We start from the raw sequence: 21,813 nt of genomic DNA, 5'->3' as shown, positions 1-21,813 counted from the left end.
CCCCCTCAAGACCTCCGACCACAATTCTTTGAATAACTGCAGGAACTGCTAAATAATGATTTCGCTTGCCCCTTCCTTTCTCAAAACGGCATTACTGACGACCGCGCTGATGAGTGCGAGCCTTGCTTATGCAGCACCTGGCCCCGACGGCATCGTGGTTTACAACGCTCAGCACGAAGGCCTGACCAAGGCCTGGGTCGAGGATTTCACTCAGGAAACTGGGATCCCGGTCACCCTGCGCAATGGCGATGACACCGAGATGGGCAACCAGATCGTGCAGGAAGGTGCTGCCTCCCCGGCCGACGTGTTCCTGACCGAGAATTCCCCGGCCATGGTGCTGGTCGACAACGCCGGCCTGTTGACCCCGGTGGCGCCGACGACCCTCGAGCAAGTGGGTGCCCCGTATCGCCCGGCCCACGGCCGCTGGATTGGCATCGCGGCGCGCTCCACGGTGTTCGTCTATAACCCGAGCAAACTGGTTGAGGCGGACTTGCCCAAGTCCCTGCTCGACCTGGCCGCTCCAAGCTGGAAAGGCCGTTGGGCCGCGTCCCCTGCAGGTGCCGACTTCCAGGCCATCGTCAGCGCCGTGCTGGAGCTCAAGGGCGAAGCCGCCACCCTGGAATGGCTCAAGGCGATAAAAACCAACGCCACCGTCTATCGTGGCAACAGCTCAGTGCTCAAAGCTGTCAATGCCGGCCAGATCGACAGCGGCGTGATCTACCACTATTACAGCCTCGTCGATCAGGCCAAGACTGGCGAAAACAGCAAGAACACCAAGCTGTACTACTTCAAGCACAAGGATCCGGGTGCCTTTGTCAGCATCTCCGGCGGCGGCGTCCTGAAATCGAGCAAGCACCAGGAAGAAGCCCAGGCTTTCCTCAAGTGGATCACCGGTAAGGAGGGTCAGGAAGTCCTTCAGACCGGCAAGTCGTTCGAGTATGCCGTGGGCCTGAATGCACAATCAAACCCGGAACTGGTGCCACTCAAGGAGCTCGATGCGCCAGTGATCGATGCGTCCAAACTCAACAGCAAGAAGGCCGTCGAGCTGATGACTCAGGCCGGGCTGCTGTAACCTGATGGTGGAGCCAATCATGGTCCCGGAACGGACTGGCATGGTCGAATCAGCAATTCCAGCGACTCTGTGCCAGCAAACGCCTGGCCGCGTGAGCCCTTGGTCGGACTGTCCGTTCTGGTCTCGTTGCTGGCGCTGCTGCTCGTCTTCGTGATCGGAGTTTTCTTGCATCCATCCAGAACGTCGGTGGCGCAATGGGCTGCAATATCATAGACGCGCTAGAAGGTAACGAGCGCAGCGGTGGCGAGGAAAGCAAGCCCGACGCGTCTCATGTCGTGCATGAGCTCCGCTGCGTCGTCCAAACCACGGCTTAATACCGAACTCTGAGCACCTGGGCGTTTCATCGCGATGCCGAGCATTGCCTAATGACGCTCCCTCATTCCGTACCGAGAGGGCGCATCACCTCACGCTCGCCTTGAGTGAGGGGACAAATGGGGGGACAGATTCTAGAAACCTCATAAACCCCAGCAAAATAGCCTCATAACCAGACAATAACGCCGCCCACAAGCCGAATTCTATCTGCCAGTGCGTTCATCGATTGAGCAGTGCTCAGGTAACCTGTTTCGGTATCGTTCATGCAGACCAGCCCTAATGGGCTATGTTCAAGCCCAATCTCCTGGTACGCGGCCCAAAACACCTCTTGGTGTTCGTCGTCGCAGCAGTCCGCATACGCCTCGTTTATCTGCGGCACGCAGTCAAATAGCCTGGAGAGCGATGTCGACTTGACCTGCTCATCGCCCAGAGCATCCAGAGTGACAAGGTAGGCCGGCTCGTCCGTGCAAGCGACAGCCTCAACCATCCGGTTGATTAGGATTGAAGCGTTTGAATGGGAGAGATCGATGCGTGAATCACTGATGGGAAAATTCATTATCACTCCTGCTAAATAATTGATGGATTGAGAATGGAATTAGCGAAATTGCTCATGCCCACGAGCATGGCCATGGCTATACAACGCCATTGCTCACGCATGGCCAGCCCCCACACGGAACGTGCAGTCGTATGCAAGCACAGGGCGAGGCTGGAGGCTTGAGGTTGGCGTTCGGTAGTCAGGGGGAATACTCGCCCGATGACGAGCCAGGCGAGTGGACGAGCCGATCTGGATCGGTGTCAACGATGACGTCGCTGTGGGAAAAGGTGTTCAGGCTGTGGCGGTGACCCCGTCACTCAGCCTCTGCTGCAACCGAATGCCCGGCATCGACTGCCGAATTCCTTGGTCTCGGCCTTACAGATGTAGCTCACTCGGTGGAAGTACCGATCCATCTGCGCTGGATCATCCTGAGAGAGGTTGAATGTGGCGTTTGCCGGGATATGCACCAAGCCATCTGCATCGTCGACGCATATTTTCAACGCGCTTGCCCATGCGGACTGGATGCGGCTGTAAAGGTTCACACGCTCAGATTGAAAGCGTCCCACCGTGTGAAACGCATCCCTGTTGAGCAGCAGGACGAAGTGAAAGTGCGGGCGCCCCTCTCGCCCTACCTCTCTCACCCAGCACCAGCGAACGCTTGTCTGATGCGCAGAGCCATTCAGACGCTTGGCACGTTCACGTGCGATTTCAATTTTTGTGGACAAGGAAGCGACAAACCTGGAGATGACGGTGTTGCTTGATGTAGGTGGCAAATAGTCATCTGGGAAGCGCAGATCGAAACGTACCGCAAACACCCGACGGTGGGCACTCAGCGCCAACTGAGTCGTTTCAAGAAGACTTTGCAGGTATTCGGTGATGAAGGGGGCGTGGGACGTCATCACGGGTAGACCGCGAAAAGTGTCATCGTAATGCAGGTGGAGATTACTGTTACCGACGTGACGCTTGGACTGGTGTGCCATGGAGGTGATCCGCTGAGTGAATTCATAAACTCAGTGGGCTGGGTATTTATTTACGATTCGATCAACTGTGGGGGCTGGCTCAGATCAGCGCTTGGCGCTGATCCTGTTGCTAGTGATATCGTGGAGATGGATGACTGAGCTCATGCGCTTACCCCAGAAGGGTGAGCCTGATAGGTTTCTGAATTCTGAAGATTGGTCGGTTCGATTGGCTGTGATGGGCTGACGCAATGAGCAATGGATATCTCGTGTAAATATTGGCTATGAATATCGACTCTATGAATGACCCTATAAATAATACTAATACCGAGATACAGCTCCCCACGCCTGCAAGGGCGTGGGGAGTTGCAATGCCAGGGAACGCGGGAAGAATGCGACGATTTCAATGATTCAGATGCTCTGGAACTAAACCACTTTTGGGACTCATCCGATCAGCACGAACGCCGACCGAATGACTGGGCGCCAGCTCAACCCATGGACGTGGATCATGCAGCCTTTAGCTGCGAAACCGCAGCGAGGGAGTCGTGCCTATCACGCGCTTCGATCCTAGCCATGACCCAGGCCATAACTTCACTTTCGACCCAAGCCACTGCTCTTTCCCCCAGCGACACTGACTTGGGAAAAACTCCGTCTTCGATGTATTTGTAGATGGTGGACCGACCTAGACCAGTGACGTGTTTGACATCCTTCAGGCGAATTAACCTCATGAACAGGCTCCTCTGTATTCCGTTCAGAGGATTGGGAAGTCCTGTAGAAAAATACGGACCCCGTCCACAGCAGCGTGAATCGCTCAAGCTTTGCCAGACGCTATTGGATGACTTGAATCAGCACAGGCATCGCCTGTGGCCGAAAACTGGTGTCGCTTAGCGTAAGGGCTTCAATGGCCAATGGCGGTTGAGTCAACACATCCATTCCAGTATCAGCCGTTTCACTGATTCCTTGGCGGCCCAGGATGCACGACGATGAATCAACTGTGCCGTGCATATCCCAGTGCTCATTTATGTCCATCGCGCCCGACCACCCAACCAAAGATTACAAATGCCTACCTTGATCAGTCGCTCGCGGCAGTAAGCGAGATCTGCGCCCCCGGCCTCACCGGTAGAGGCGAACACGACTCATCAGGGCCTACATAGAGCAACCAATCTCACCAGCACTCGATAGCTCCCCCAAGAGCATGGCAAAGCATCACTGATGGGACTCATGACAGCTCTCAAAAAATCCTTTCTAGATTCACATGTGAAAATTCGGCGCTCACCGATAAATGACGAGCAATAGAGGCTTAAAGCCCTTATTTACTGGTCATAAAAGACAAACAAAAATCATAGATCATTCCTAGAACGAACATAGAACAATCCTAGACTTATCATAGACCTACTATAGGTTAGACATAGAATTGTGCTAGATTCACGCTCGACAAATAGTTTTTATTTTAAATAATAAACATATAGATAGTTTTTAACTATGAATAATGATAGGGATTTTGTCTTGAAGACTGACCGGCAATCTGGCCGAGCAACGAGGGAGCCCAAGCACAGCGACCGCTATGACATTTGGCTATGGCTGTGCCTGGACCGCTACGAAAATGCCGAACTAGATCCCGCCACCTGCAATGGCATTACCATGAGGGATGTCATTGCTCGGTACCTGAAAGGAAATCCCGATCTGTTCGAGAGAATAAACCACGATAAAGACCGGTTTATGGTACGGGATGACTGTCTTAGGTGGATTGAAGAAGATCGGCGGCAATATGAATGGTTGCTTGGCAGGATTGAACGCACCACCGGCTTGGGGCTATCTAGGAGACTGGTACACCTCACCGGCAGAAATCACCTCATCGCCATGTTCGATCTCTGGAATGTCGATATTGGAGATAAAGCAGAAGAAATCGAATGCCTCCGCAATCATTGGATTCGACACCAGGCAAGGGACAAAGATTTCAAATGGTTTCAAGACAAAACTGAGGGTTCCCAGCGCTGCAAATGTGCCTGGGAGTGGCTCAACACAAACACTGCTTCTCTTTTTTCCCTACGCCCCCCCATTAGCAACCTCCAAGAACTGCTTATGTTTTTCGATCAAGCGGAGTACGGCCCAAACGAACAGAAAGCCATCATCGAGAAGATTAAACAGAGCTGGCGCCGAAAGAAATATAGCGAGCGGACAAAGGCGGCAGGCAGGTTTCAAGTTAACGTCGAGCTCTCGTCAACAGCAATCGACCTCCTTGATGAGCTAGCCCAAAAGCACGATCTGACACGACCTCAAGTCGTGGAGCGATTGATAATCATGGAGTCTGGAATGGGCATGATAGAAAAATACTTCACCCACCACGCATCGAAAGAGATAGCAGCAGAGACCATCAGCAGTGCACCGACGCAACCAGCTCGCGCCCAGGTGATAATTGATAAGAGCCCAGCCGCTCTCCTAGCACCTCAGAACCAACCGACCCTAGAAGCAAAGCCAGAGCCCAGCTCAGCATTCATGAGTGATAGCGCCAACCCAGTGATCGACCATCTTGTTAGTGAAAACCTAGAGGCACAACCCAATAAAAATGCTTCGTCCCACTTCGAAACAGACAGGCCGCCCCTGAGCATTCAGGCAACCACGCAAAGCCCACCCAGCAGAGGTGAGCGCCCCCAGACCCTCGGGGATATCCTGCGCGAAAAAGAAGAGGAAGAGTCCCGTCGTTTGAAAGCTGAGATTGGGTCTATTTAAACCAGGCCACGCGACATCTTTTCAGGCAAGCATAGGCGGGACTATCCGGACTATCCCCCACCCCACCCCGGAAGACGTAGGCCGCTCGCAAAAGCCGCAGTAATCCAGAGAGGTCTGTTCTGAACCGATAGGATAAGGTCTGTTTGCATTCGCACTGATTACTATTCGGTAACCGCCAACCCGACATAGCAGCGCAAGGCGCCAGCAAGTCTCAATTCACTACCATTTAACTACCAGAAAGCCTAAATCGCAGATATGAAAAAGCCCAACCTTTTCAGATTGGGCTAAGTCATTGAAAAATATGGTCGGGACGGAGTGATTCGAACACTCGACCCCTAGCACCCCATGCTAGTGCGCTACCGGACTGCGCTACGCCCCGACTAGGCGTGAATCTCATTCCTCATCTCGAAGAACGCTCAAGAATATATCGCAACCTTTTGAAAACTGGAAGTATTCAAAAGCATGATTTTATTTCTTGAGCACCACCAACACATCTTCCAATTCGGCAATCATCTGTCGAATCATTTGCTTGTATTGGGTGGTGTCGTCTTTGGCTTCATCACCGGACAATCGCAAGCGTGCGCCGCCGATGGTGAATCCTTGATCGTAAAGGAGCGCGCGGATCTGCCGGATCATCAGCACGTCTTGTCGCTGATAGTACCGGCGGTTTCCGCGGCGTTTGACGGGGTTGAGTTGAGGAAACTCCTGCTCCCAGTAGCGCAGCACGTGCGGTTTTACCGCACACAGCTCGCTAACTTCACCAATGGTGAAGTAGCGTTTGCCTGGGATGACGGGTAGCTCGTCGTTATGACTTGGTTCCAGCATAAGCCTCAACTCGGGCCTTCAACTTCTGCCCTGGACGAAAGGTGACCACACGGCGAGCCGTGATCGGGATTTCTTCACCCGTTTTCGGATTGCGGCCAGGCCGCTGGCGTTTGTCCCGAAGGTCGAAATTGCCGAAACCGGACAATTTGACTTGTTCGTTGTCTTCAAGAGCGTGCCTGATTTCCTCAAAAAACAGTTCGACCAATTCCTTGGCTTCCCGTTTATTCAGGCCCAGCTCTTCATACAGACGTTCCGCCATCTCAGCTTTCGTCAGAGCCCCCATACGTCACTTCCTTAACGTGGCGTTCAACCTTTGTTCGAGCGAGGTGAGGATGTTTTGCGTCGTGGTATTCACCTCATCGTCATTAAGAGTGCGCGATGGATGCTGCCAGGTCAAGCCGACTGCAAGGCTTTTTCTATCAGGATCAATGCCTTTACCCTGATATACGTCAAATAGCCTGAGGTCTGTCAGCCATTCGCCTGCATTTTCACGGATTACGTCCAGTACGGCACTGGCCGCGACGTCCTTGGCCGCAATCAGTGCCAAGTCACGACGTACTTCAGGAAAACGTGATAACTCCTGGAATTTAGGCATTTTACCCAATGCCACTTCAGCCAGAACCAGCTCGAAAACGAAGACCGGACGGTCGAGACCGAGGGTTTTCGACAGTTCAGGGTGAATAGCGCCGACGAAACCGACCAATCGGCCTTCACGTTCGATGCGTGCGGTTTGACCCGGGTGCAACGCAGGATGTTTTCCCGGTACGAAAGTGAACGAATTCAGTGCACCGGCAAAGCCCAGCACCGCTTCCACGTCGGCTTTGACGTCGAAGAAGTCCACGACATCGCGACCTTGTGCCCAGCCTTCCGGCAGACGGCTACCGCAAACAACACCCGCCAACATCGGTTCTTGCCTCAGGCCTTCCAACTGACCGACGAAACGCAGGCCACTTTCGAACAATCGAACACGATCCTGCTGACGGTTCAGGTTGTGCTGAAGCGCCTTGACCAGACCAGGCCATAGGGACGAGCGCATGGCGGCCATGTCGTTCGAAATCGGGTTGGCCAACAACAGCGGTTCGACACCTGGATTAAACAGCTCGAATTGTTTCGGATCGATGAAACTGTAGGTGATCGCTTCCTGATAACCACGGGCCACCAGCAGACGGCGCAGCTCAGGCAGATCACTACGCGCTTCAGCCTTGGCTTGCGGCGCAAGGCGAGCTTGAGGGTAGCGAACCGGTAGACGGTTGTAACCGTACAGACGAGCCAGCTCTTCGATCAGATCGACTTCCAGACTTATGTCGAAGCGATGGCTTGGGACCTCAACGCGCCACTGCCCTGCCCCATCGGCAGAAATTTTCAGACCCAAGCCGCTGAGCAGTCGCTCGACTTCGGCCGAATCCATTTCCATACCCAGCATCTGAGTGACGCGTTGCGCACGCAGAGTAACCGGCGCAATCGACGGCAGATGCTGCTCGCTGACGGTTTCGATAACCGGGCCGGCTTCGCCGCCAGTGATTTCCAGCAGCAGGCCAGTGGCGCGCTCCATGGCTTCACGGGCCAGTTGCCAATCGACGCCACGCTCGTAGCGGTGGGAGGCGTCGGTATGCAGGCCGTACGAACGAGCCTTGCCAGCAACAGCAATCTGATCGAAGAACGCGCTTTCCAGGAATACATCGCGAGTGGTCGCGGTGTTGACACCGCTGTGCTCACCGCCCATGACGCCGGCGATAGCCAAGGCGCGGGTGTGGTCGGCAATCACCAGCGTATCGCTGCGCAGGCTGACTTCCTGACCGTCGAGCAGAACCAGCTTCTCGCCTTCTTCGGCCATGCGTACGCGGATGCCGCCATTAATTTCGGCGAGATCGAAGGCATGCAGCGGTTGGCCCAGTTCCAGCATCACGTAATTAGTGATGTCGACGGCAGCGTCGATGCTGCGCACGTCGGAACGACGCAGACGTTCGACCATCCACAGCGGTGTTGGCTTGGAAAGATCGACGTTACGAATCACGCGACCCAGGTAACGCGGGCAAGCAGCCGGCGCCAGCACTTCGACCGAGCGCACTTCATCGTGCACGGCTGCAACTGTAGCAACGACCGGGCGGGTGACTTTAGCGGCATACAACGCACCAACTTCACGGGCCAGACCGGCCAGGGACAGGCAGTCGCCGCGGTTCGGGGTCAGGTCGACCTCGATGCTGGCGTCGTCCAGGCTCAGGTATTCACGGATGTCCTGACCGACCGGCGCATCGGCCGGCAATTCCATCAGGCCGTCGTTACCTTCGCCGACTTGCAGCTCTGCTTGCGAGCACAGCATGCCGTTGGATTCAACGCCACGCAGCTTGGCTTTCTTGATTTTGAAGTCGCCCGGCAGTTCGGCACCGATCATGGCGAACGGGATTTTCAGGCCCGGGCGTACATTTGGCGCACCGCACACAACCTGAAAAGTCTCCGAGCCATTGCTGACCTGGCAAACGCGGAGCTTGTCGGCGTCCGGGTGTTGCTCGGCGCTCAGCACCTCGCCCACGACCACGCCACTGAATTCACCGGCGGCCAGCGTAACGCTATCGACCTCAAGACCGGCCATCGACAGACGAGCAACCAGCTCGTCGCGACTTACCTGCGGGCTTACCCAGCCAAGCAGCCATTGTTCACTGAATTTCATCCTGCTCTCCTAAGAATTCGTTACGACTAGCGAAATTGCGCGAGGAACCGCAAGTCGTTGTCGAAGAACAGACGCAAGTCGTTCACGCCGTAACGCAGCATGGCCAGACGCTCGACGCCCATGCCGAAGGCAAAGCCCGAAAACTCTTCCGGATCGATCCCCGACATGCGCAACACGTTCGGGTGAACCATGCCGCAGCCCATCACTTCCAGCCAGCCCGTCTGCTTGCAGACACGGCAGCCTTTACCGCTGCACATCACGCATTCCATGTCGACTTCAGCGGATGGCTCGGTGAACGGGAAGTAGGAAGGACGGAATCGCACGGCCAGTTCTTTTTCGAAGAACACGCGCAGAAACTCTTCGATGGTCCCTTTCAGGTCGGCGAAGTTGATATCGCGGTCGACCAGCAGGCCTTCGACCTGGTGGAACATCGGCGAGTGGGTGATATCGGAGTCGCTACGGTACACACGGCCCGGGCAGACGATGCGGATCGGCGGCTGTTTCGATTCCATGGTGCGGACCTGTACCGGCGAGGTATGGGTGCGCAACAACATGTTGGCATTGAAATAGAAGGTGTCATGCATCGACCGGGCCGGGTGATGGCCTGGGATGTTGAGCGCTTCGAAGTTGTGGTAGTCGTCTTCGACCTCAGGGCCTTCGGCGATGCCGTAGCCGATGTGGGTGAAGAACTGTTCGATACGTTCCAGAGTGCGAGTAACCGGATGCAGACCACCAGAGGTCTGACCACGGCCAGGCAGGGTCACGTCAATGGACTCGGCGGAGAGTTTGGCGGCTAGATCAGCCTCTTCAAACAATGCCTTGCGCGCATTGAGAACCTCTGTGACACGCTCCTTGGCAACGTTGATCAAAGCACCGACTTGCGGGCGCTCTTCTGCCGGCAAATTCCCCAGGGTCTTCATCACCTGAGTCAATTCGCCCTTTTTGCCTAGGTAGTGAACCCGGATTTGCTCCAGGGCATTGATATCTTCAGCGCTTTGCACAGCCTCTAGTGCTTGAGAGACGAGCGCATCCAGGTTTTCCATGTACAGACTCCAGATACAAAATAGGGGAAGAGCTTGAAGGCTCTTCCCCTATTTATGACGTTTAACACCTGGCCCCACAAAGGTGAGGCCGGGTGACTGTCGGGGGTACTTAAGCCAAGGTGGCTTTAGCTTTCTCGACAATCGCAGCAAACGCCGCTTTTTCGTTCACTGCCAGATCAGCCAGAACCTTACGGTCGATCTCGATGGACGCTTTTTTCAGGCCGGCGATGAAACGGCTGTAGGACAGACCGTTGATACGTGCACCAGCGTTGATACGAGCGATCCACAGAGCGCGGAACTGACGTTTTTTCTGACGACGGTCACGGTAGGCGTATTGGCCTGCCTTGATTACCGCTTGCTTGGCAACACGGAATACGCGCGAGCGAGCGCCGTAGTAGCCTTTAGCAAGTTTCAGAATTTTTTTGTGACGTTTACGGGCAATGACGCCACGCTTTACACGAGCCATGAGTTACTTCCTCTATTCTTAACCAAAAATTAGCAAAGGCGCAGCATGCGCTTGACTTTTGCGACGTCACACGGTGCCAGCAAGCTGCTACCGCGCAGTTGACGCTTACGCTTGGTCGACATTTTGGTCAGGATGTGGCTCTTGAAAGCGTGTTTGTGCTTGATACCGTTAGCAGTTTTCAGAAACCGCTTAGCAGCACCACTTTTAGTTTTCATTTTTGGCATGTTCGGATACTCCGCATTCAGTTGATAAACATAATCAGAAGGCCTGCCGTGCCCTATTGATTACTTCTTCTTTTTCGGGGCGATGACCATGATCAGCTGGCGTCCTTCCATCTTAGGATGCTGTTCGACCGAACCGTACTCGAGCAAGTCACCTTCAACTCGCTTGAGGAGTTCCATCCCCAGCTCCTGGTGGGCCATCTCACGGCCGCGGAATCGCAAGGATACCTTGGCCCTGTCCCCATCACTCAGGAAACGTACCAGGTTGCGCAGTTTTACCTGGTAATCCCCTTCCTCCGTCCCTGGACGAAACTTGATTTCTTTAACCTGAATCTGCTTCTGGTTTTTCTTGGCCGCGGCAACCTGCTTCTTCTTCTCGAAGATCGATTTGCCGTAGTCCATCAGTTTGCAAACAGGGGGTACTGCATCGGCGGAAATTTCCACCAAATCCAGTTTGGCCTCTTCAGCCTTAAGAAGCGCGTCTTCAATTGACACAATCCCAAGCTGTTCACCTTCAGCCCCAATTAACCGAACCTCGCGTGCCGAGATATTCTCGTTGATCGGGGCTTTCGGTGCAGCTCGTTTATCTTGTCTCATTTCACGCTTAATAGTAATTACTCCGAATCTGGGCGACCACGCCGGGAAACCGCTTGCGCGAGAAACTCAGCGAACTGGGCGACGGGCATCGAGCCCAGGTCAGCACCTTCACGAGTACGCACAGCGACAGTCTGCATCTCGACTTCCCGATCTCCAATAACCAAGAGATAAGGAACCTTGAGCAAAGTATGCTCGCGGATTTTAAAGCCGATCTTTTCATTTCTCAAGTCAGACTTGGCACGAAATCCGCTTTCATTGAGAGTTTTTTCAACCTCAGCGGCAAAATCGGCCTGTTTATCTGTGATGTTCATGATCACTGCCTGGGTCGGAGCCAGCCACGCAGGGAATGCACCCTCGTAGTGCTCGATCAGGATTCCAACGAAGCGTTCGAAGGAGCCGAGGATCGCCCGGTGCAACATCACCGGGTGCTTGCGACTGTTGTCTTCGGAGACGTATTCGGCTCCCAGACGGACAGGCAGGTTAAAATCGAGCTGCAGGGTACCACACTGCCAGACGCGGCCGAGGCAATCTTTCAGCGAGAACTCGATTTTCGGACCATAGAAAGCACCTTCGCCCGGCTGCAGATCGTATGGCAGGCCAGCGCTATCAAGGGCTGCAGCCAATGCAGCTTCGGCGCGATCCCACAGTTCGTCGGAGCCGACGCGTTTTTCCGGACGAGTGGACAGCTTCATTTCGACTTCTTTGAAGCCGAAGTCGGCGTAGACGTCCATGGTTAGTTTGATAAATGCGGCGGATTCGGCCTGCATCTGCTCTTCGGTGCAGAAGATGTGGGCGTCGTCCTGAGTGAACGCGCGCACACGCATGATGCCGTGCAGCGCACCCGATGGCTCATTGCGGTGGCAGGCACCGAATTCGGCCAGACGCATCGGCAACTCACGGTAGCTTTTCAGGCCCTGATTGAACACTTGCACGTGGCAAGGGCAGTTCATCGGCTTGATGGCGTAGTCGCGGTTTTCCGACTGAGTGGTGAACATGTTGTCGGCGTAGTTGGCCCAGTGCCCGGATTTCTCCCAGAGGCTGCGGTCAACGACCTGTGGAGTCTTGATCTCCAGATAGCCGTTGTCACGCTGAACCTTGCGCATGTACTGCTCGAGCACTTGATACAAAGTCCAGCCGTTCGGGTGCCAGAACACCATGCCCGGCGACTCTTCCTGGGTGTGGAACAGGCCCAGACGCTTGCCGATTTTGCGGTGATCGCGCTTTTCAGCTTCTTCGATGCGCTGGATGTAAGCCGCCAACTGCTTTTTGTCGGCCCATGCGGTGCCATAAACGCGCTGCAATTGCTCGTTCTTGGCATCGCCACGCCAGTAGGCACCGGACAACTTGGTCAGCTTGAAGGATTTCAGGAAGCGAGTGTTCGGCACGTGCGGACCGCGGCACATGTCGACGTATTCTTCGTGATAGTACAGACCCATGGCCTGTTCGTTCGGCATGTCTTCGACCAGGCGCAGCTTGTAGTCTTCGCCGCGGGCCTTGAACACTTCGATCACTTCGGCGCGTGGAGTGATTTTCTTGATCACGTCGTAATCTTTTTCGATCAGCTGCTGCATGCGCTGCTCGATCGCGGCCAGGTCGTCCGGAGTGAAAGGACGTTCGAAGGCGATATCGTAATAGAAGCCTTCGTCGATGACCGGACCGATAACCATCTTCGCCGTCGGGTACAGCTGCTTGACCGCGTGACCCACCAGGTGGGCGCAAGAGTGGCGAATGATCTCCAGCCCCTCTTCATCCTTTGGCGTAATGATTTGTAGCGTGGAATCGCTATCGATGATATCGCTGGCGTCGACGAGCTTGCCATTGACCTTGCCGGCCACGGTGGCTTTGGCCAGACCGGCACCAATGGATGCGGCGACCTCGGCTACGGAAACCGGGTGATCGAATGAACGTTGATTGCCGTCGGGAAGAGTAATAGTTGGCATGGCGCCTCCTCTCCTAGTGGTGACCCCTACCAAAGGTCACGTGGGTTGGGATGAGCCAGTACAAGATCCGATCCAGGCCATTCAATGACGAACGCCTGCCTTACAGCGGCAGGAGCCTTGCGGCCAACCGGAAAACCGAACCAGAGTGACTGGGATTCAAATCAGGGTTATTCGCACATTTGCCGCTACCGGGACCGAAGGTCATCCGGGGCCTGCAAACGCCCGAGCGGGGCATGCTAGCACAGATGAACGGTCGTCGATGCAACGACGCTTTGTGCTGGGGCAAATCATTCAATTTATGCCAGAGTGCTGAACTTGAACCCCGCTTTACCCCTCAGATAACAAGACATTGACCCACAAGGAGCATCCCAGCATGCGTCTGAATCGTTTGTTCGCAGTAGTCGCCCCAATTGTTCTGCTGCTGCCACTGGCGGCCCATGCCGATTGGCCAAAGGGCGAGCGCGAGAAATACATGGCTCAGTGCACAGAAGCGGCCACTCCGCAGATCGGTGCTGCAGCAGCGAAGGCTCACTGCGCTTGCGGCGCCGATGCGATCAAATCGTACCCTGCCAAAGACATCCAGTCCCTGATGGACAACACCGCCAATGACGCCCTGAAACAAAAAGCACTGACTCAAATTGGCGCCTGTAAAGCCGATAACAAGGTGAAAAAATAAGCCCGACCGAGCGCTTTTTGCGCCTGCAACGACAGTAAAAAGCCTCTGAAAACCGCCTTTTCGTACAATTTATTCAGGTTTTACAGGTTTTTTTATTGTCTTTACTTTTGGCTGAAAGCCTTTTAAAACGGGGCTTGCAGCCAAACAATGCAACAAACAGAACGCGACTGCAGGGCAAAGAGCACGTCCGGGGGGCTCCCAAAGCGAACATTTCGACTATGATACCCCGGTGTGCCCAGTTGGCCTGAGCAGCACAGCACTACTGAAAATATATGTTTCTTGGAGATACACCATGTCTAATCGCCAAACCGGCACCGTTAAATGGTTCAACGATGAAAAAGGCTTCGGCTTCATCACTCCTCAAGGTGGCGGTGACGACCTGTTCGTACACTTCAAAGCTATCGAAAGCGACGGTTTCAAAAGCCTGAAAGAAGGCCAAACCGTTTCCTTCGTGGCTGAGAAAGGCCAAAAGGGTATGCAAGCTGCACAAGTCCGCGCTGAGTAATTTTCAGCCGCACTAAAAAAACCCCGTCCATGTGACGGGGTTTTTTATGGGCGAAACAAAAGTCTGATTGATCAGCCGCAATTGACGCGGGTGACGACCCGATTGGCATCAGTGTTCAGGTTCAGCCGATCGGAGCGGTATTCCAGGGTCACCATGTCAGTGGGCAAGAGGAACCGTGCATTTTGTGCCCCTGCGCGGGTACGCGCCTGCTCCAGCAGTTCAGGCGAAGCCTTTTTGCCAATGGTGAATTCGGCAGCCTTTGCCTCACAACGGCTGTGGCCCGTATCCGTCGTCGTGACAGGGTCTGTTGTCGACTCGGTGGAGGTAGTGCTGCAACCGGCCAGCATGGCAACGGCCAACAAAGTACCCAATGACGCGAGCTTCCAAGGCATGAAGCCTCCTTTTTTCAATAGTTAAGCTGAGATCGTGCGACCGCCAATCTAGCGTTTGGTTTCACAGGGAGTGCTAGCACCCCGCCCTCGATCTGGACACGCGGCGAGTTTGCCTGAGCATTCCCTGACGTTCATCTCGTAATCGTGACTGAATATGAACAGCGCTCAATAGACGTCAATGTAGTCGAACGGTGGATTCGGCCAATTTTCCTTGAGCGCGTTGAAAATCTGCATGACCCAGACCTCGTCGCTGGCCGCGACCAATCCTACATAACCGGAACCCTTGGCCCACGTCTCCAGACGAAACAGCAGCCCGCTGATATCAGTGCCGCCCACAACACCTGATGAAATGTAGGCGATGCCGCCCTTGGTCACCCGCAATTGAGTGTGTTCATCGTCGCTGGCAGAGGCCAGCAGCTGACGCACGGCCTCAAAGGTCAAGCCGTCAGGAGCGTTCAAATCGATCTGCACAGCACAGTCCTTGAAAATTCGTCAAAGACCAAGTGTCGCATAGCCCTCCCCTCATGCCTAAGTCGGAGTGTCAAAAGCCGCGCAAAATGGTTAACTCGACACTCAGACTTTCCCGACTTCACGAGCGCCATCATGACCACCGTAAGCATCGACGCCGACATCAAAGCCAAGTGGCCACAGGGCCACAGCTCCTACAGCCCGGGCAGCCCGGAAGAGTTGGCAATCATTGGCATCGATCTATTGGTCAAGGAGCTCGGGACGCAAGCCGCCCAGACATTCATCGCACAAATATTCGAGAAGTACCCCCTCAACTATAGGGGCCTGACAGATAGCGAGTGAACGTAAAACCCGCAGGCTGACACCTGCGGGCGTAGGGCTTACTTTAGACGAGCCAGACGCTCGGTCAGCAGGTCAAAGAAGCCCTGGGCGTCACCACTTTCAACCCAGAAGGCGTTCTTCGGCGCTTTAAGGCCGTCATACCAGTCGACGATGGTTTGGCCGAACGTCGGGCCTTCGCGGCTATCGACGACCACATTCACCGAACGACCGGTGAACAACTCAGGCTTGAGCAGGTAGGCGATGACGGTTGCGTCATGCACCGGACCACCAGGAATGCCGTAGTGCTCCATGTCACCTTTGACGTATTCATTGAGAATATCGCCTACCAGCTTGCTGGCATTGTTGTTGATTGCCGCGATCTGCTTCAGGCGCGCTTCGCTGGTGAGGATCTTGTGGGTCACATCCAGCGGCAGGTAGGTCAGCTTCACGCCACTTTCCAATACCACCTGCGCAGCCTGTGGGTCGGCGAACAGATTAAATTCGGCCACCGGGGTGATGTTGCCACCATTGAAGTGCGCACCGCCCATGATCACCACTTCCTTGATGCCCTGAATGATTTCAGGTTCCTGGATCAGCGCCAGGGCCAGATTGGTCTGCGGACCCAGCATGGCGATGGTGATGCTGTGGGGCTTGGCGGCCTTCAAGGTATCGATCAGGAAATTGACCGCATTGCCTTCGGCCAGTCCTTTCTTCGGTTCATGTACGGTGACGCCCGACAGGCCTTCCTTGCCATGGATGTTCTCGGCATAAATCGGCGTACGCATCAGCGGCTTCGGTGCGCCCGCGTAGACCGGCACCTCCTCGCGCCCCGCCCACTCGCGGGCCAGCCGCGCATTGCGCGAAGTCTTGTCCAGACGCACATTGCCGGCGACGGTGGTCAGCGCACGAATGTTCAGCTCTTCCGGCGACGCCAGCGCAAACAGCAAGGCGACCACGTCGTCGGCACCCGGGTCTGTGTCGATAATCAAGTCGATTTTTTCCGCCGCCTGGGCGCTTGTTGCGGTAATCAGGGACAAAAGCAGCAGACTCCGGAGCAGGTGGTGCAGTTTCAGAGCATAGCGGTGCATAGCGCACTCCTTGTGCGTGGGACAGCAGAAAGACAACAGCGAGTTAGAACGTTACCCCCGCCACCAGCACGATATTGCAATACGGCTGACATTCGCCTGTACGAACAATCGCCCGTGCCTGTCGGCTGAGGACTTTGAATTGGTCATGACTGAGCAGCTCACGCTGACCTAGCGCACCTTCAGCATTCAGCTCATCGAGTGTCGCCAACACCGAAGGTTTCTTGCCCAGGATCTCCTGGGCCAGCACATGGCTCTCGACCTGCATTTCGCTGAGCACAACCTTCAACGTGCTGATGAAATCCGGGATGCCATGGGTCAGGGCCAGGTCGATCAGTTCAACGCCTGGCGGCACCGGCAGGCCTGCGTCGCCGATCACCACCCTGTCGCCATGGCCCAGGGATGCGATCAGCCGCGACAGTGCAATATTGAGCAAAGGTGTCTTTTTCATGGTGCTTTAAAGGCCTGTACGTCGGACAAGGTGGGGATCGAGGGTTGTGCGCCGGAACGGGTCACCGACAGCGCCGCGGCGACTTGGCCGAAACGGATTGCTTCGGCTTCGCTTTTGCCGGCCGCCAGTGCCGCAGCGAAACCACCGACGAAAGTGTCGCCTGCCGCCGTGGTATCGACAGCTTTCACCTTCGGTGCAGGGAAATGCTCGAAGCTTTTGCCGTCGGCAAACAGCGAACCCTGAGCCCCCAAGGTGATGATGACCTTGCCGGCGCCCATGACGATCAATCGGGTCGCAGCGGTTTCAGCAGATGCCAGAGAATCCACTGGCAAACCACTCAGGGCCGAGGCCTCGCTCTCGTTGGGAATCAGGTAATCGATGGACGCGTACCAACCCGCCGGCAGCGGGCGGCTGGCCGGCGCCGGATTGAGGATCACGGTCTTACCCAATTCACGGCCGCGCTTGAGCGCATGACCGACAGTGGCATCCGGCACTTCCAGCTGACAGATGATCACGTCCGCGGCCTGCAATACTGCATCGAAACGGTCGATCACCGCTGGCGTCAGCGCGCCATTGGCACCGGCAACGATCACAATTGCGTTCTGGCTGTTGTCATCGACCACGATCAATGCGACGCCGCTGGAATTGTCGACGGTGCTGACCGCCTGGCAATCAATCTGCTCGGCCAACAGCGCCCCGCGCAGTTCTTCGCCGTAGGCATCGCTGCCCACGCAACCGACCATCGACACCTGCGCTCCCAGCCTCGCCGCGGCAACCGCCTGATTCGCACCCTTGCCACCGGAGACCGTGGCAAACGACTCGCCGATCAGCGTCTCACCGCCACGGGGCAGCCGTGGCGCCCGGGTGACCAGGTCCATGTTCAGGCTGCCTATAACCACTACTTTTGCTGGCATACATCACTACTCATCAATTCTGTTTCAGCGGTGCTTTTGATTTAGCGGCTTTTTATTTCAACGGAACTGGGCGAACACGCCGGCCAGCGGCGCAGTCGACTCCCGCAGGACAATACTGGGCGTCACGATCCGTTGATCGGTGGCCATATTCGGTGTGGCGATTCTTCTTAAAAGCACTTCGGCCGCCATCTCACCGAGTTGCAGAATCGACTGCCCCACGGTGGTCAGCGCCGGGTACACATAGCGACTCATCTGAATATCGTCGAAGCCGATCACCGACAGCTCCGTCGGCACACGAATATTGCGCTCGGCCGCCGCTCGCAGCACACCGATGCCAATCATGTCGTTACCGGCGAAGATCGCGCTCGGCGGGTTCTTTTCCAGCAAGATCGCGGCGGCGTTGTAACCGCCGGTGCTGGTGAAGTCGCTTTCAAACATGCGCTCGCGGGGCACTTCGACACCCGCCTCTTTCAGGGCACGGCAATAACCGGCCAGACGCATCTGCGCCACGCTGGTACTCGCCGGCCCACCAATGGTGGCGATGTCCCGATGCCCCAACTCCAAAAGGTGGCGGGTCGCCAGATAGGCGCCGTATTCGTGATCGATGCGCACCAGATCGGCATTTACACCTTCCAGCCCACGGTCAACGATCACCATCGGCGTACGCACGCCTGCCAGGCCTTCTGCCAGCCCCGCGTCACCGCCGGCCGAAGCGACGATTAGCCCGTCGATGCGTTTTTCCAGCAGCACGCGCAAGTAACTGCGTTGCTTGTCCGGGTTGTCGTCGGAATTACAGAGGATCACGCAGTAGCCGTTACGCTCGCAGTAATCCTCAATGCCTCGCGCCAATTCGGCGAAGTACGGGTTGAGGCTGTTGGGCACCAGCAAACCGATGGTCGCCGTGGTTTTGGCCTTGAGGGACCGGGCCACGGCACTGGGCACGTAGTCGAGGGTTTCGATCGCTGCCTCGACCTTGATCCGTACCTCTTCACTGACCGGCCGGGTCTTGTTCACGACGTGGGAAACCGTGGTGTAGGAAATTCCCGCGAGCGCTGCCACATCCTTGATCGTTGCCATGACTCAGGTCCGCCGGCTTGCGCGCTGACTGCGATAAGTATCAAGCACCACCGCCACCACGATCACTGCGCCGGTGATGATGCGTTTGGTGGGTTCAGTCGCGCCGATCTGCGCCAGGCCGGCCGCCAACACGGAAATGATCAGAACCCCGAAGAACGTGCTGATGACCGAACCCCGGCCCCCCATCAAGCTGGTACCGCCGATCACTACCGCGGCGATCACTTGCAGTTCAAGCCCGGAGCCGGCATTCGGATCTGCCGCTTCCAGACGGGAAATCTGGAACAGCGCGGCAATACCGGCCAGCAATCCCATCAGACTGAACACCAGGATCTTGTAGGGCTTTGGATTGATTCCTGCCAGACGCACCGCCTCTTCGTTGGTACCGATGCCGATCAGGTAACGACCGAACACGGTACGCGTCAGCACCGCCTGGGCAATGAAGATGATCAGCAAGGCAATGATGAACGACGGCGAGATGCCGAAGGCGATCGGGTTGGACAACCAGGCAAAGGCGTCACCGATATAGGCCGTGCGCGATCCGGTCATCTGATACGCCACGCCGCGGGCCATTTCCAATACGCCGAGGGACACGATGAACGACGGAATCCGCCACGCAACGGTGATCGAACCGGTGATCGTCCCGGCCAGTGCCGCCGCCGCCATTCCGAGCAGCGCCGCAGGCAGTACGCTCCAGCCCCAACCCAGAATGGCCACGCTAACCGTTGACGCCGCGAGCGCGAGCACCGAACCCACCGACAAGTCGATGCCGCCAATGATCAACACGAACGTCATGCCGACCGCCAGCACCATCAAGTCCGGAATCTGGTTGGCCAGGGTGCTGAAAGTGTCGTAGGACAGGAAATGACTGCTCAGAACCGAGAACAGCGCGACCATTGCCAGCAAGGCACCGGCCAGGCCCAGATAGGTGCCGAGGCCGTAAAAGTTGCCACTACGTTTGCCGGCAGACACTGCAGTATTCATGTGAGATCCCTAGGCGCTGCTTCATTGAGCAACGCATCACGTTTTTGGTAGCCAGCGAACGCCGCGGCAAGCAAATCATCCTGGGTCCAGCTATCGCGCTCAAAGGTGTCGATCAGACGCCCCGCCGAGAGCACGCCGATCCGGTCGCAGATCAACATCAGTTCACGCAGGTCGCTGGACACCACCACCAACGCTTTGCCTTGACGGGTCAGCTCGCCGAGCAAGGCATAGATGTCAAACTTGGCGCCGACGTCGATGCCACGCGTTGGCTCGTCGAACAACAACACTGAACAATCGCGCTCCAGCCAACGGCCGATCACGACTTTCTGCTGGTTGCCGCCGGAGAGTTCCGACACCAGTTGTGTCGGGCTGGAGCTGCGGATGCGCATGGCGTCGATCTGACGCTGGGCCAGGGCCATCTCGTCACCGTTGTTGACGAATCCAACGCTGGAAATCACCGGCATGTTGCCCAAGGCAATATTGGCGCTGATTGATTGAGTCAGCAGCAGGCCTTCGCCCTTGCGGTCTTCGGTAATCAGGGCGATGCCATGACCGACCGCGTCCGCCGGTGACCGGATACTGACGACCTGCGCCGGCGAACCGAGCGCAACAGTGCCGCTGTCTGCAATGTCAGCACCGAAAATCAGCCGCAGCAACTCGGTGCGCCCTGCCCCGATCAAACCGGAAATCCCGTAGATCTCGCCGGCGCGTACTTCGAAGGATACGTCGCGAACCTTGTCGGAACGGGTCAGCCCTTTGACCGTCAAGGCTGGAGCACCAATCTTGCGCGGCCCCATGTCGATGTGTTCGCCGAGTTCACGACCGACCATCAGCGTAACCAGTTGCTCGCTGTTGTAATTAGCCATCGGTTCGACGCAAACCAGGTGGCCATCGCGCAGTACCGCAATACGCTGGGCGACCCGCGCCAGTTCTTCGAGACGGTGCGAGATATAGATGATCGAAACGCCGCGAGCTTGCAGACGAGTGATCTGCTCGAAGAGCATCTCGACTTCACGGTTCGTCAACATCGCAGTCGGTTCGTCGAGGATCAGCACGTGGCAATCGCCGATCAGGTTGCGGGCGATCTCCACCATTTGCTGGTGGCCTATGCCCAATTCGCCCACCAGCGTGTCCGGGTCAATCGCGTCGAGGCCGACCTGGGCCATGGCTTCGATCGCAGCCTTGCGCAATTGCTTGCGACTGATCCAGCCGCCGTTGCTGGGCATGTTGTCGAGAAACAGGTTTTCCGCCACCGACAGGGTCGGCAACAGATTGAGTTCTTGCATGACCATGCGGATGCCCAGGTCTTCAGCCTGGGTCCGGCTGCCAGGGCGGTAGTCCTGACCCTGGAATTGCATATGGCCGGTAGTCGGTGTGACCAGCCCACCGATGATCTTCGACAGCGTGCTTTTACCGGCGCCGTTTTCGCCGGTCAGCGCCAGCACTTCACCGCGCATCAGCGTCAGGTCGATGCCGGTCAGAACCGGCTGGGCGTAAGTCTTACCGATACCGCTGACCGAGAGGACAGCGTTCGGGGCGGGAACTGACATAAAAAATCTCCATGCGCTCGCCCGGACG

General features: G+C 56.2%; 24 protein-coding genes and 1 tRNA gene. 5 read left to right on the top strand and 20 right to left on the bottom strand.

Going from position 1 to position 21,813, the window contains the following annotated elements; translation table 11 throughout:
• Nucleotides 1-55: 55 nt before the first annotated feature.
• Complete coding sequence (locus ACYZT0_RS07275) at nucleotides 56-1,072, top strand: iron ABC transporter substrate-binding protein (protein WP_462045233.1); 1,017 nt, start codon at nucleotides 56-58, stop codon at nucleotides 1,070-1,072.
• Nucleotides 1,073-1,550: 478 nt separating this feature from the next.
• Here ACYZT0_RS07275 and ACYZT0_RS07270 read toward each other — a convergent pair whose 3' ends face one another.
• From ACYZT0_RS07270 to ACYZT0_RS07260, 3 genes are all read right to left on the bottom strand, one after another.
• Nucleotides 1,551-1,940, bottom strand: coding sequence for a hypothetical protein (locus ACYZT0_RS07270; protein ID WP_462045232.1), 390 nt, complete (start codon nucleotides 1,938-1,940; stop codon nucleotides 1,551-1,553).
• A gap of 296 nt (nucleotides 1,941-2,236) precedes the next feature.
• Nucleotides 2,237-2,899, bottom strand: coding sequence for an inovirus Gp2 family protein (locus tag ACYZT0_RS07265; protein ID WP_462045231.1), 663 nt, complete (start codon nucleotides 2,897-2,899; stop codon nucleotides 2,237-2,239).
• Nucleotides 2,900-3,381: 482 nt separating this feature from the next.
• Complete coding sequence (locus ACYZT0_RS07260) at nucleotides 3,382-3,603, bottom strand: AlpA family transcriptional regulator (RefSeq protein ID WP_102666385.1); 222 nt, start codon at nucleotides 3,601-3,603, stop codon at nucleotides 3,382-3,384.
• 778 nt (nucleotides 3,604-4,381) lie between these two features.
• On the opposite strand from ACYZT0_RS07260, the gene ACYZT0_RS07255 reads away from it, so the two are divergent.
• Entirely contained in the window at nucleotides 4,382-5,605 is a 1,224-nt protein-coding gene (locus ACYZT0_RS07255) for a hypothetical protein (RefSeq protein ID WP_462045230.1), read from the top strand.
• Between the two features lie 302 nt (nucleotides 5,606-5,907).
• Here ACYZT0_RS07255 and ACYZT0_RS07250 read toward each other — a convergent pair.
• The 9 genes from ACYZT0_RS07250 to thrS all read right to left on the bottom strand — a co-directional run bounded on the left by ACYZT0_RS07250 (nucleotide 5,908) and on the right by thrS (nucleotide 13,365).
• Nucleotides 5,908-5,984: transfer RNA gene (locus ACYZT0_RS07250), tRNA-Pro, on the bottom strand.
• 89 nt (nucleotides 5,985-6,073) lie between these two features.
• A complete protein-coding gene (locus ACYZT0_RS07245; RefSeq protein ID WP_003179985.1) occupies nucleotides 6,074-6,430 on the bottom strand; it encodes a MerR family transcriptional regulator in 357 nt (118 codons plus the stop codon).
• A complete protein-coding gene (ihfA, locus tag ACYZT0_RS07240; RefSeq protein ID WP_002553164.1) occupies nucleotides 6,411-6,713 on the bottom strand; it encodes an integration host factor subunit alpha in 303 nt (100 codons plus the stop codon). Before ihfA ends, ACYZT0_RS07245 begins: the two co-directional genes overlap by 20 nt.
• 3 nt (nucleotides 6,714-6,716) lie before the next feature.
• A complete protein-coding gene (gene pheT, locus ACYZT0_RS07235; RefSeq protein ID WP_462045229.1) occupies nucleotides 6,717-9,098 on the bottom strand; it encodes a phenylalanine--tRNA ligase subunit beta in 2,382 nt (793 codons plus the stop codon).
• Between the two features lie 26 nt (nucleotides 9,099-9,124).
• A complete protein-coding gene (gene pheS, locus ACYZT0_RS07230; RefSeq protein ID WP_007905876.1) occupies nucleotides 9,125-10,141 on the bottom strand; it encodes a phenylalanine--tRNA ligase subunit alpha in 1,017 nt (338 codons plus the stop codon).
• A gap of 109 nt (nucleotides 10,142-10,250) precedes the next feature.
• Nucleotides 10,251-10,607 carry a 50S ribosomal protein L20 gene (rplT, locus tag ACYZT0_RS07225; RefSeq protein ID WP_007905879.1) on the bottom strand — a complete coding sequence of 119 codons (357 nt, stop codon included), beginning with the start codon at nucleotides 10,605-10,607 and terminating at the stop codon, nucleotides 10,251-10,253.
• Nucleotides 10,608-10,636: 29 nt separating this feature from the next.
• Entirely contained in the window at nucleotides 10,637-10,831 is a 195-nt protein-coding gene (rpmI, locus tag ACYZT0_RS07220; protein ID WP_462045228.1) for a 50S ribosomal protein L35, read from the bottom strand.
• 60 nt (nucleotides 10,832-10,891) lie between these two features.
• Entirely contained in the window at nucleotides 10,892-11,443 is a 552-nt protein-coding gene (infC, locus tag ACYZT0_RS07215; protein WP_176469887.1) for a translation initiation factor IF-3, read from the bottom strand.
• Nucleotides 11,443-13,365 (bottom strand): threonine--tRNA ligase, encoded by a 1,923-nt coding sequence (thrS, locus tag ACYZT0_RS07210; protein WP_462045227.1) that lies wholly within the window; start codon nucleotides 13,363-13,365, stop codon nucleotides 11,443-11,445. Before thrS ends, infC begins: the two co-directional genes overlap by 1 nt.
• Nucleotides 13,366-13,738: 373 nt before the next feature.
• Here thrS and ACYZT0_RS07205 point away from each other — a divergent pair, with 373 nt between their 5' ends.
• Nucleotides 13,739-14,041, top strand: coding sequence for a hypothetical protein (locus ACYZT0_RS07205; protein ID WP_462045226.1), 303 nt, complete (start codon nucleotides 13,739-13,741; stop codon nucleotides 14,039-14,041).
• A 292-nt stretch (nucleotides 14,042-14,333) separates the two neighbouring features.
• Complete coding sequence (locus ACYZT0_RS07200; RefSeq protein ID WP_007905882.1) at nucleotides 14,334-14,546, top strand: cold-shock protein; 213 nt, start codon at nucleotides 14,334-14,336, stop codon at nucleotides 14,544-14,546.
• A 71-nt stretch (nucleotides 14,547-14,617) separates the two neighbouring features.
• On the opposite strand, the gene ACYZT0_RS07195 is transcribed toward ACYZT0_RS07200, so the two are convergent.
• Together ACYZT0_RS07195 and ACYZT0_RS07190 are read right to left on the bottom strand one after the other, a co-directional pair.
• On the bottom strand, nucleotides 14,618-14,938 hold the full coding sequence (locus ACYZT0_RS07195; RefSeq protein WP_033061805.1) for an I78 family peptidase inhibitor: 321 nt from the start codon (nucleotides 14,936-14,938) through the stop codon (nucleotides 14,618-14,620).
• Between the two features lie 165 nt (nucleotides 14,939-15,103).
• Nucleotides 15,104-15,409: a hypothetical protein gene (locus ACYZT0_RS07190; RefSeq protein WP_462045225.1), complete on the bottom strand. Its 306-nt coding sequence runs from the start codon at nucleotides 15,407-15,409 to the stop codon at nucleotides 15,104-15,106.
• A gap of 132 nt (nucleotides 15,410-15,541) precedes the next feature.
• Here ACYZT0_RS07190 and ACYZT0_RS07185 point away from each other — a divergent pair, with 132 nt between their 5' ends.
• Nucleotides 15,542-15,748: a hypothetical protein gene (locus ACYZT0_RS07185; RefSeq protein WP_282376634.1), complete on the top strand. Its 207-nt coding sequence runs from the start codon at nucleotides 15,542-15,544 to the stop codon at nucleotides 15,746-15,748.
• A 38-nt stretch (nucleotides 15,749-15,786) separates the two neighbouring features.
• Here the strand turns inward: ACYZT0_RS07185 and ACYZT0_RS07180 are convergent, their stop codons facing one another.
• Genes ACYZT0_RS07180 through ACYZT0_RS07155 form a run of 6 tightly spaced genes read right to left on the bottom strand, consistent with a single transcriptional unit; the run spans nucleotide 15,787 to nucleotide 21,785 of the window.
• On the bottom strand, nucleotides 15,787-16,815 hold the full coding sequence (locus tag ACYZT0_RS07180; RefSeq protein WP_462045224.1) for a nucleoside hydrolase: 1,029 nt from the start codon (nucleotides 16,813-16,815) through the stop codon (nucleotides 15,787-15,789).
• 43 nt (nucleotides 16,816-16,858) lie between these two features.
• The gene (gene rbsD / locus ACYZT0_RS07175; protein WP_462045223.1) at nucleotides 16,859-17,263 is read right to left on the bottom strand and encodes a D-ribose pyranase; all 405 of its coding nucleotides are present in this window, start codon (nucleotides 17,261-17,263) and stop codon (nucleotides 16,859-16,861) included.
• Nucleotides 17,260-18,177 carry a ribokinase gene (gene rbsK, locus ACYZT0_RS07170; protein WP_462045222.1) on the bottom strand — a complete coding sequence of 306 codons (918 nt, stop codon included), beginning with the start codon at nucleotides 18,175-18,177 and terminating at the stop codon, nucleotides 17,260-17,262. The genes rbsD and rbsK overlap by 4 nt, the downstream gene beginning before the upstream one ends.
• Before the next feature lie 57 nt (nucleotides 18,178-18,234).
• Nucleotides 18,235-19,254, bottom strand: coding sequence for a LacI family DNA-binding transcriptional regulator (locus tag ACYZT0_RS07165; protein ID WP_462045221.1), 1,020 nt, complete (start codon nucleotides 19,252-19,254; stop codon nucleotides 18,235-18,237).
• 3 nt (nucleotides 19,255-19,257) lie between these two features.
• Entirely contained in the window at nucleotides 19,258-20,235 is a 978-nt protein-coding gene (locus ACYZT0_RS07160; RefSeq protein ID WP_282376628.1) for an ABC transporter permease, read from the bottom strand.
• Nucleotides 20,232-21,785, bottom strand: a complete 1,554-nt coding sequence (locus ACYZT0_RS07155) for a sugar ABC transporter ATP-binding protein (RefSeq protein WP_462045220.1) — start codon at nucleotides 21,783-21,785, stop codon at nucleotides 20,232-20,234. The genes ACYZT0_RS07160 and ACYZT0_RS07155 overlap by 4 nt, the downstream gene beginning before the upstream one ends.
• Nucleotides 21,786-21,813 lie beyond the last annotated feature (28 nt).

The sequence above is a fragment of the Pseudomonas sp. ZS1P83 genome, from assembly GCF_054897825.1.
This window is presented reverse-complemented; position numbering and strand designations above follow the sequence as displayed.